1 protein-coding gene and 1 pseudogene are annotated in these 1,317 nt (G+C 54.7%); both read left to right on the top strand.

What is annotated here, in order from left to right; translation table 11 throughout:
* A pseudogene (locus tag CW742_RS13445) lies at window positions 1-312 on the top strand (hypothetical protein); the annotation flags it as partial.
* A gap of 3 nt (window positions 313-315) precedes the next feature.
* A partial coding sequence (locus CW742_RS13450; protein ID WP_292421233.1) for an ABC transporter substrate-binding protein occupies window positions 316-1,317 on the top strand: 1,002 nt, incomplete at its 3' end.

A 1,317-nucleotide genomic window follows, 5' to 3' on the forward strand; every position in this document is an offset into this window, starting at 1 on the left:
ATCATCCTCAGGATCGTTTCCACACCTTCAGCCACAAACCCCCCGCTTGCACAGGTACGGGAAAATATCCTGAACCGTCCCGGGTTTGGCAAGATCAATGCCGTGAAAAACGGGAGGGTCTACGTGATTGACGGGGACATCATGAACGGCCCTACCGGGCCGGTCGGCCTTATGTACATTACAAAAAGCTTCTACCCGGACCTGTTTGCCGATATCAGTCCGGATGCAGTATTCCGGGAATTTTCTGACAAATATCCGTTCAATACAGAATTTTCCCGCGAAGCCATCATGGTACCGGCCCCGGGAGGATGAAAAATGATCTGTTTGCCAAAGACCAGTTCTGCAGTGGGGGCGATTTCTATCCTCTGGATCCTGCTGGCAACTGCCAGCGGATGCTCTGGTTGTCTGTCAGAAGGAAATAAGGCTCCCCCTGCACAGGAAGTTATACAGCCCATCAGTTTTATTGATGGTGCCGGGACATCCGTCACCCTCCACGGACACCCCCAGAGGATTGTCTGCCTGAACTCTGATGTCGCAGAAGTCCTTGCAACTATCGTAGGCGGTGACCGCGTTATCGGCGTCTCGGAATCCATCCTCTCTGACCCGGTAATGGCAGGACGGTTTCCCAATGCCCGCCCGCTGAAAGGCAGCTGGAACTCTCCCAACATTGAGAGTATCCTGGAACTTAAACCGGACCTTGTGATTACGATCAGTTCAGCCGGTACGAGTCTCGAGAGCCTCCAGCAGGCAGGTATACCCGTTATCCGTCTTGACTGCTACATCCTCGACCGGCTCCCGCGGGAGGTTGAGATGCTCGGCCGAATTACCGGCCATGAAGACGGGGCAGGGCAGTACCTTACATGGTACAACGAGACGGTTAATCTCGTTAACACCCGCCTTGCCGATATCCATCAGGATGAATGGCCCACGGTCTATTGTGAAGGGGGATCGGACTTTGCGGCATATGGCAATGGGAGCGGTGCGGATGCGATCATCAGCATGGCGCATGGGAATAACCTTGCCCATAACATCAACACACCCTGGCCCAAGGTCAGCGCCGAATGGGTGCTCCAGCAGGATCCGCAGATTCTGATCCGTGTGGCCTACGCATCCAATCTCCAGAACCAGACGTATGCCCAGATTGCTGCATCTCAGAGAAACCGCACCACAATCTCGTCCATCCGTGCAATCCGGAACGGGACGGTATATGTTATCGATAACCGGTCCATGTACGGCCCCCGAGGGCTCCTGACCCTGCTGTACCTGAGCAAGGCATTTTATCCGGAGCGGTTTGCCGATATCAATCTCAGCCAGCAG

This window comes from Methanoregula sp., assembly GCF_002835825.1.
Classification (GTDB): Archaea; Halobacteriota; Methanomicrobia; order Methanomicrobiales; family Methanospirillaceae; genus Methanoregula.